Below are 8,638 nucleotides of genomic sequence, written 5' to 3' on the forward strand. Positions count from 1 at the left end.
CGGTCTCGATTTCAATGCTGGCGCCGTCCACCGCACGAAATCCGCCGAAATGCTTGTGAATGCCCGTTGCGACGATCATTCCCCAACCCCCCATGGACCTTTGGTCCTTGTTGGGGCTGGCCCGCGCAAGGCAGGCCAGCCCGATCGTTTAGCGGTATTTCACCGTGGTGATGACGCCGTCTTTGACTTCGATCTCGCGATAGCTGCCAGCGTTTTCGCCGGGGCCGATCAGTTCGACATCGGTGGCGCCGACATAGTCGATGTCCCCGCCTGCGGCGAGAATTTCCAGCGCCTTGCCCAGTTCACCCGGATAGATCGGTTCGCCCGGAGCGTTGGCGACCATTTCCACCTTGTCTTTGAAATCGGCCGACATGGACGATCCTGCGGCCTGCATCGCCAGCAGCAGCAGCGCCGCCGCGTCATAGGCTTCCGAGGCATAGGGCGAGGTCGGATCGAACGCGTCGCCGACCATTTCCGCGTATTTCGCGGCACCCGGGCTGTCGGTCCCGGCCAGCTGGCCGAACGAGCCGTCGATATCCTTGCCGAACTTGTCGGTCAGGGCGTCAGAAATCATACCGTCGGGCAGAACAAAGGTTTCGAACGCCCCAGCGTCCAGTGCCGCCTGAATGATGCCCGCGCCACCCTGATCGACGTAACCGGCCACAACCAGAGCATCGCCACCGGCCGAAGCCAGCGCGCCGACTTCGGCGGCGTAATCGGCCTTGCCATCCTCATGCGAGGCGCTCAGCGTCACGGTGCCGCCAGCAGCGGCGTAAGAGGCGACAAAGCTGTCGGCCAGACCCTTGCCATAGTCGTTGGTGGTATAGGTCACGGCAACCGAAGTGATGCCGCGTTCCATCAGGATGTCCGCCATGACTTCGCCCTGACGTGCATCCGACGGGGCGGTGCGGAAGAACAGGCCGTTATCTTCGGCAGTGGTCAGCGCCGGCGAGGTGGCCGAGGGCGAAATCATCACAACGCCGTTCGGCACCGCCACGTTGGCCAGAACCGCGCCGGTCACGCCCGAACAATCGGCGCCCATGATCGCGGCCACGCCTTCGGCGGTGATCAGACGCTCGGCAGCAGCAGTGGCAGCGGCGGAATCGACACAGGTGCTGTCAGCCCGCACCGCTTCGACCATGGCGCCACCCAGCAGCTTGCCCGAGTTCGACACTTCGTTGATCGCGATCTCGGCGCCGCCCGCGATTTGCGGAGTCAGCGATTCAATCGGGCCGGTAAAGCCCAGCAGAACGCCGATTTTCACAGTGTTCCCATGCGAAGCCGCAAAGGCCGAGCTGGACGCGACAGCGGTCAAGGCGGTCGCCAATAGCAGTTTCTTCATTATGTAACTCCCTTATTGGAACAGATGTTCTGAACCAAAGCGTAGAGTGCCTGTTCTTAAAAGAAAAGCCTGCGCCAACAGGTCACTTTAACGAATTTTCGCAGCGTCACTCGGGGCGGGCGGCCTCGGCAGTGGGCGCGGCCCCTTGTGTGCCGCGTTCGCGGTAGGGTGTGGTGCCATATTGCGCCCGGTAGCATTTCGAAAAATGCGAGGGCGAAGCAAAGCCGCAGGCCAGCGCGACGTTGATCACGCTCATATCGGTTTGCATCAGCAGGTTGCGGGCCTTGGACAAGCGCAATTCCATATAGTGGCGCTTGGGGCTGCGTTTCAGATAGCGGCGGAACAGCCGCTCCAGTTGCCGCGTGCTCATCCCGGCCTCTTGCGCCAGCTGCGCCGGGCTGATCGGGTCTTCCAGATTGGATTCCATCTGGCGGATGACCTGACCCAGCTTGGGATGACGCACACCGATCCGGGTCGGAATTGACAGGCGCTGGCTGTCGCCATCGGTGCGGATCGACGAATAGATCAGCTGATCCGCCACCGCATTGGCCAGATCGTCACCGTAATCATCGGCGATCAGTTTCAGCATCAGGTCGATCGACGAGGTGCCGCCAGCGGTGCTTAGACGGTTGCCGTCGATCACGAACACTGAATGGGTCAGGGCCACGTCGGTGAAATCTTCCTCGAACCCGTCCTGATTTTCCCAGTGGATCGTCGCCCGCTTGCCATCCAGCAACCCGGCCCGCGCCAGCACATAGGCGCCGGTGCACAGCCCGCCGATGGTCAAGCCGCGCCGCGCCTCGCGCCGCAACCAGTTCAACAACGGTTTCGTGGTCGCGGCCTGAACGTCGATGCCGCCACAGACCAGCGCCACGTCGTCGCGCCCCAGCACCGGCAAATCGCTGTCGACCGCAAAAGCGACACCGTTTGAACAGGCCACCGGCGCACCGGTTTCGCTTGTCAGGGTCCAGTCATAAAGGGGTTGCCCGGACATGCGATTGGCCAGCCGCAACGGTTCGATTGCACAGGCAAAGCTGAGCATGGTAAACTGCGGCAACAGCACGAAAACAAACCGCCTTGGCCGGGCGGGCGGTGCAGACACCGTAACCTTGAACGCAGTTTCCGCCGGTTTTTTCAAATCAATCTCGTTTGGTTTCGGCGCAGCGAAACAGGTTTACCGCCGGGGATCAAGATGTGGCGGCGCCGCAGCCCTTAGTGGGCCGGGCGGTTCGGGCCGATTTCAGGCTGGCATGGCTGAAAGGGTTTGCGTATAAGCACAGCCCTGACAACGACGTTTCGGGAGCGAGACAATGACCAAGTGGCAAAAATCCGACTGGCGCAGCAAGCCTCGCGTGCAGATGCCCGATTATACCGACCCGGCGGCGCTGAAGGCCGTCGAGGCTCAGCTCGCAAAATACCCGCCGCTGGTGTTCGCTGGCGAGGCCCGGTCGCTGAAGGCCAAGCTGGGCGCCGCCTCGCGCGGCGAGGCCGTCCTGTTGCAGGGCGGCGATTGCGCCGAAAGCTTTGCCGAATTCAGCGCCGACACCATCCGCGACACCTTTAAGGTGCTGTTGCAGATGGCGATCGTGCTGACCTTTGGCGCCAAGGTGCCGGTTATCAAGGTTGGCCGCATGGCCGGTCAGTTCGCCAAGCCGCGCTCGGCCCCGACCGAGACCATCGGCGGCGTCGAATTGCCCAGCTATCGCGGCGACATCATCAACGGCTTTGATTTCACCCCCGAAGCCCGCATTCCCGACCCGCAGCGCATGTTGCAGGCCTATACGCAGGCTGCGGCGTCGCTGAACCTGTTGCGGGCGTTCTCAAAGGGCGGTTTCGCCGATATTCACCGCGTTCACAGCTGGACGCTGGGCTTTACCGACCGCGAGGAATCCGAGAAATACCGCGAGATGGCGGAACGGATCTCGGACACGCTGGACTTTATGTCGGCTGCCGGCGTCACCGCCGACACCACCGCCAAGATGAGCCAGGTCGATTTCTACACCAGCCACGAGGCGCTGCTTCTGGAATATGAAGAGGCCCTGTGCCGCATCGATTCCACCAGCGGCCTGCCGGTGGCGGGCTCGGGTCACATGATCTGGATCGGCGACCGCACCCGTCAGCCCGACGGTGCGCATGTGGAATTCTGCCGTGGCGTTCTGAACCCGATCGGTCTGAAATGCGGGCCGACCACCACCGCCGAAGACCTGAAGGTTCTGATGCAAAAGCTGAACCCCGAAAACGAGGCCGGGCGTCTGACCCTGATCGCCCGTTTCGGTGCCGGCAAGGTTGGCGACCACCTGCCGCGCCTGATCAAGGCGGTGCAGGAAGAAGGCGCGAACGTGCTCTGGACCTGCGACGCGATGCACGGCAACACGATCAAGTCGGCCTCGGGGTATAAGACCCGGCCGTTCGATTACGTGCTGGCCGAGGTGCAGGAGTTCTTTGCCATCCACAAGGCCGAGGGCACGATCCCCGGCGGTGTGCATTTCGAGATGACCGGCAAGGACGTGACCGAATGCACCGGCGGTGTCCGTGCTGTGACCGACGAGGACCTGTCGGATCGCTATCACACCGCTTGCGATCCGCGCCTGAATGCCAGCCAATCGCTGGAACTGGCCTTCCTCGTTGCCGAGGAACTGTCCAGCCGCCGCCACGAGGCGCATCGCGCGGTGATGTAAGCGGCTCAGGCCGTCAGGATTTGACCAGATACAAGGCCGGGCGCGATGCGTCCGGCCTTATGCGTTCCGGGGCGTTTTCGGGGTGCGCGGCGTTGGCGGTTGGCGTCGCAATTGGCCGCGCGTTCAATCCGGTGATGCGGAACCGCCGTGGCGCATGGCCGATGCGGCCCTTGGTCACCAGACAACCCAAGGCCCGCGACACTTGCCCGTCATCGCCTAACAATGGCAGCAGGATCATCTCGGCGCTCAACCCCGGTTTGCCGATGCCCCATTCGGCGCTCAGGCTGAACCGCAGCGCCATTGGCGTATCGAACAGCGCCGCGATATGCGGTTCCATCTCGGCCCGGGCCTCAGGCGTCAGCAGCGCACTCAGCGGCATGCCGCGCAGGTCCATCCCCAACAGCGGCGCCAGCGCCTGACCGGACAGCCGAAACCGCACCACATGCGGCGCGATCCGTTCAAGGATGAACACATTCGGCAAGGCGCGGCTTAGCCCGCGCGGGTCGATCTGGGCACGGGCGGGCAGGGTCGGCCCCTGACGCAGCCCGTGCCAATAGGCCTCGACCTCGTTGATCAGATGCATGGGCGCGCCCGCCTGTCGCCGCAACAGCGTCACCACCTTGTCCGGACCTGAAAACATCGCGCCACCTATCGCCGCAGAACCAGCCGCCCCCAGCGGCCCGTTGTCGTTTGCCGTCGCGCTGTGGTAACAGCAGGCAAGACAATGGTTACCCAAGTGTTAACATGGCATGAAATGCCACATGGGTGGAGGCAATTCCGGGCAGATGGTTAATTCGATGACAGGCTTTGCAGCCGGGCAGGGCGGCGATGGCGCCTTTCGCTGGGCTTGGGATATTCGCAGCGTCAATGCCAAGGGTCTGGACCTGCGGCTGCGGCTGCCGGACTGGATCGCCGGGCTGGAACAAGCGGTGCGCACCGCGCTGACCGCCCGGATCGGGCGCGGCAATGTCAGCCTGAACCTGCGGATCAGCCGCGAAGCCGGGGCCGAGGCCTTGCCGATTGACGAGGCGGCGCTGACCGCCGCCTTGCTGGCGGTGCGCAAGGTGGAACAAGCGGCGCTGGAGCTGGATTTCGACCTGCGCAAAACCAGCGCGGCCGATGTTCTGGCGATGCGCGGCGTTCAGCAAGCCGGGCAGGCCGATCAGGAAACCGGGCCGCTGATGGCGGCGATCATGGCCGATCTTCCGGCGCTGATCGACGCCTTCAACGACATGCGCGCGCGCGAGGGTGTCGCGCTGAAAGCGGTGCTGCTGGATCAGTTGGCCACCATCGAAACTTTGGTCGCGCAATCCGCCGATCTGGCCGCCGCGCGGTTGGAACAAACAGGTGAAGTTCTGCGTGCAAACCTTGCCCGTGTCTTGGAAAATACCGATGGCGCCGATCCAGACCGGGTGGCGCAGGAACTGGTGATGCTGGCCGTCAAGGCCGATGTGCGCGAGGAATTGGACCGCCTGACCGCCCATATCGGCGCGGCGCGGGATCTGCTTGAGATGGACGGCCCGGTGGGCCGCAAGCTGGATTTCCTGATGCAGGAATTCAACCGCGAGGCCAACACCTTGTGCTCGAAATCTCAATCCGCCGACCTGACCCGGATCGGCCTTGACCTCAAGGCCACCATAGATCAGATGCGCGAACAGGTTCAGAACGTGGAGTAAGCACATGGCCACCCGGCGCGGGCTGTTAATCATTCTGTCATCGCCCTCGGGCGCAGGGAAATCGACGCTGACGCGGCGCCTGCTGGACTGGGATGACAGTTTTCGCTTTTCGGTGTCCGCCACCACCCGCGCCCCGCGCCCCGGCGAGGTGCATGGCCGCGATTACCTGTTCCTTGGCCGCGAACAGTTCCAGACCCTGATCGACAGCGACGGAATGCTGGAACATGCCGAGGTGTTCGGCAATTTCTACGGCAGCCTGCGCGCCCCGGTCGAACAGGCGATCACCGCCGGCCATGACGTGCTGTTCGATATCGACTGGCAGGGCGGCCAGCAGGTGCGCAATTCGGCGCTGAACAAGGATGTGGTGTCGATCTTTATCCTGCCGCCGTCGATCGCCGAACTGGAAAGCCGCCTGAAGACCCGCGCGCAGGACAGCGACGAGGTGATCGCCGGGCGGATGCAGAAAAGCCGTGACGAAATCAGCCATTGGGCCGAATATGACTATGTTCTGATCAACAAGGATCTGGACGTGGCCTTTGCCGAATTGCAGGCGATCATCACCGCCGAGCGCCTGAAACGAGACCGTCAGACCGGGCTGAACGCCTTTGTGCGTGGCCTGAACACCGAATTCGAGGACCGCAAATGACCCTGTATGCGCTGGATGGACATGAACCGAAACTGGATGCCGATAGCTGGGTTGCACCTGATGCCAACCTGATCGGGCAGATCGAGGTTCAGGCCGGGGGCTCGGTCTGGTTCGGCTGCACGCTGCGCGGCGACAATGAACCGATCATCGTCGGGCAGGGCAGCAATGTGCAGGAAAACTGTGTGCTGCATACCGATATGGGCTATCCGCTGACCATCGGGCGCGATTGCACCATCGGTCACAAGGTCATGTTGCATGGCTGTGAAATCGGCGATGAAACCCTGATCGGCATGGGGGCGACGGTGCTGAATGGCGCCAAGATCGGTAAGAATTGCCTGATCGGGGCCGGGGCGCTGATTCCGCAAGGCAAGGTCATTCCCGATGGCAGCATGGTGATCGGATCGCCGGGCAAGGTGATCCGCGAACTGGACGCCGCGACCATCGAAGGCCTGCGCGCGTCGGCCCGTGGCTATCAGGCCAACATGCGCCGATTCCGCGATGGTCTGGTTAAGATCGGCTAAGACCGGTTAATGACGGGCGCGGTTCCACAGTTCGATCCGCAGGCCCGGACAGATCGCGTTCAGCTCGCGCCGGACGATTTCCGGGCGCGGCAGACGCGGCAGGATCACCGCATAGGTGCCGCGATAACCCGCCAGCGCCAGTTCGGTCGCCATATCCATCGCGTCGAAATAATCCGAGACCAGCGGCGTAACGATCAGCTCGGCCCAAGGGGCGCGGGCCAGCGCGGCATGGATCAGCATGAAGGGCAGAAATTCGATCTGAGAGTCGGTCAAGCCCCCGGAATACTGGAACATTTCCTCTTTGCTCACGCCGACGGCCAGAACCAGAGGTTCCGTTCCACCCATTTCGGGGAGTTCCAGCAATTCGTCCAGTCGACTCATTCGACCCCGAGACTTATTTTTCAAAAGGGCGCCGCCCAAATGTGATTAAACGTGACAGGCTGTTGTTCTCAAACCTGAATGTCGCCACGATATACATATTCAGGTTGAAATAAAGGCCTGACATTTCTCGCGATGGGGCAAAACCTTGGACCCGTTTACAAATTTGCCACACCACGCAACCCTGCACCTTGATTGAAACCCGGAGAAACAGCCGATGCAAGACGATTTGGTGGCGCGAATTCTGGCAGCTTTGCCGGCACCCGCCGTGATGATCGACCGATCCGAACGCATGGTTGCGATGAACCAGCCGGCCAAGGATTTGTTGGGGCAGGCGGGGCTGGGTCGGCATTATGTCACGGCATTGCGGCAACCGGCGCTGCTGGATTGCACCGAAGAGGCGCTGCGGCTGGGCCAGACCCGGCGCATCCGTTATCTGACCTCGGGCCACGGCCGCGACGCCACTTATGATGTCACCGCCAGCCCGGTCGAAGGTTTGGGCGTGTTGCTGAGTTTCGAGGACGTCACCGAACGCGAACGCGCCGGGCAGATGCGGCGCGATTTCGTCGCCAATGTCAGTCACGAGTTGAAAACCCCGCTGACGGCGCTGCTGGGGTTCATCGAGACCCTGCGCGGCAATGCCCGCAACGATCCGGTGGCGCGGGACCGGTTTCTGGAGATCATGGCGCGCGAGGCCGAGCGGATGAACCGGCTGGTGCGCGATCTGTTGTCGCTGTCGCGGGTCGAGGGCGAGGAACGCTTGCGGCCGATGGCGCAGGTCGATCTGGCGGCGCTGGTGCGCTCGGCGGCGCAATCGCTGCGGCCGGTGGCGGATGACGCTGATGTCACCATCGCCCTTGTCGGCGCCGATCAGCCGCAGCCGGTGCCGGGGGATCCCGATCAGCTGTTGCAGGTCTTTATCAACCTGATCGAAAACGCGGTGAAATATGGCGGCACCGGCGGCAAGGTGACGGTCACCCTGAGCCCGATCGAGCGCGAGCTGGCGTTTCGCGGCCCCGGCATCCGGGTCGATGTGCGCGATCAGGGTGAAGGGTTCGATCCGGTGCATATCCCGCGACTCACCGAGCGATTCTATCGCGTCGATTCCCACCGCTCGCGCGAGATGGGCGGCACCGGTCTGGGGTTGGCGATCGTAAAACATATTGTAAATCGCCACCGTGGCCGGTTCCGGATCGACAGCGTTCCGGGGCAGGGCAGTTGTTTTTCTGTCATACTTCCCGTGGGTTAAGCAGACAGCTTGGGCAAATATGCCGACAAATCCGGCCGCGTTAACTTTCTGCGACGCAGCGATTGTCATACAACTGTTACGTCTCTGTCACAAAACCATAGCCAACCGCCCCTAGGACGCCTTCACAGGTTGCCGAGACGGGCAGCCA

At 62.6% G+C, this 8,638-nt stretch carries 9 protein-coding genes; 5 read left to right on the forward strand and 4 right to left on the reverse strand.

Features of this window, described 5'->3' with window-relative positions:
• Positions 1-148 precede the first annotated feature (148 nt).
• Together ABYW26_RS06685 and ABYW26_RS06690 are read right to left on the reverse strand one after the other, a co-directional pair.
• A complete protein-coding gene (locus ABYW26_RS06685) occupies positions 149-1,342 on the reverse strand; it encodes an ABC transporter substrate-binding protein (protein WP_372604001.1) in 1,194 nt (397 codons plus the stop codon).
• A gap of 106 nt (positions 1,343-1,448) precedes the next feature.
• Positions 1,449-2,384: a GlxA family transcriptional regulator gene (locus ABYW26_RS06690; protein ID WP_372604009.1), complete on the reverse strand. Its 936-nt coding sequence runs from the start codon at positions 2,382-2,384 to the stop codon at positions 1,449-1,451.
• 268 nt (positions 2,385-2,652) lie between these two features.
• On the opposite strand from ABYW26_RS06690, the gene ABYW26_RS06695 reads away from it, so the two are divergent.
• Positions 2,653-4,020, forward strand: a complete 1,368-nt coding sequence (locus ABYW26_RS06695; protein WP_372604002.1) for a class II 3-deoxy-7-phosphoheptulonate synthase — start codon at positions 2,653-2,655, stop codon at positions 4,018-4,020.
• 13 nt (positions 4,021-4,033) lie between these two features.
• Here ABYW26_RS06695 and ABYW26_RS06700 read toward each other — a convergent pair whose 3' ends face one another.
• Positions 4,034-4,660: a PAS domain-containing protein gene (locus tag ABYW26_RS06700; protein WP_372604003.1), complete on the reverse strand. Its 627-nt coding sequence runs from the start codon at positions 4,658-4,660 to the stop codon at positions 4,034-4,036.
• A 157-nt stretch (positions 4,661-4,817) separates the two neighbouring features.
• Here ABYW26_RS06700 and ABYW26_RS06705 point away from each other — a divergent pair, with 157 nt between their 5' ends.
• Genes ABYW26_RS06705 through ABYW26_RS06715 form a run of 3 tightly spaced genes read left to right on the forward strand, consistent with a single transcriptional unit; the run spans position 4,818 to position 6,863 of the window.
• Positions 4,818-5,696, forward strand: coding sequence for a YicC/YloC family endoribonuclease (locus tag ABYW26_RS06705; protein ID WP_372604004.1), 879 nt, complete (start codon positions 4,818-4,820; stop codon positions 5,694-5,696).
• A 4-nt stretch (positions 5,697-5,700) separates the two neighbouring features.
• Positions 5,701-6,342 carry a guanylate kinase gene (gene gmk / locus ABYW26_RS06710; protein WP_372604005.1) on the forward strand — a complete coding sequence of 214 codons (642 nt, stop codon included), beginning with the start codon at positions 5,701-5,703 and terminating at the stop codon, positions 6,340-6,342.
• Positions 6,339-6,863, forward strand: a complete 525-nt coding sequence (locus tag ABYW26_RS06715) for a gamma carbonic anhydrase family protein (RefSeq protein WP_372604006.1) — start codon at positions 6,339-6,341, stop codon at positions 6,861-6,863. The genes gmk and ABYW26_RS06715 overlap by 4 nt, the downstream gene beginning before the upstream one ends.
• A gap of 6 nt (positions 6,864-6,869) precedes the next feature.
• Here ABYW26_RS06715 and ABYW26_RS06720 read toward each other — a convergent pair whose 3' ends face one another.
• Entirely contained in the window at positions 6,870-7,244 is a 375-nt protein-coding gene (locus tag ABYW26_RS06720) for a hypothetical protein (RefSeq protein WP_372604007.1), read from the reverse strand.
• A gap of 214 nt (positions 7,245-7,458) precedes the next feature.
• Here ABYW26_RS06720 and ABYW26_RS06725 point away from each other — a divergent pair, with 214 nt between their 5' ends.
• Positions 7,459-8,490, forward strand: coding sequence for a sensor histidine kinase (locus tag ABYW26_RS06725; RefSeq protein WP_372604008.1), 1,032 nt, complete (start codon positions 7,459-7,461; stop codon positions 8,488-8,490).
• The last annotated feature ends 148 nt before the right edge of the window (positions 8,491-8,638 follow it).

The sequence above is a fragment of the Actibacterium sp. genome (assembly GCF_041584535.1).
Classification (GTDB): domain Bacteria; phylum Pseudomonadota; class Alphaproteobacteria; order Rhodobacterales; family Rhodobacteraceae; genus Actibacterium_D.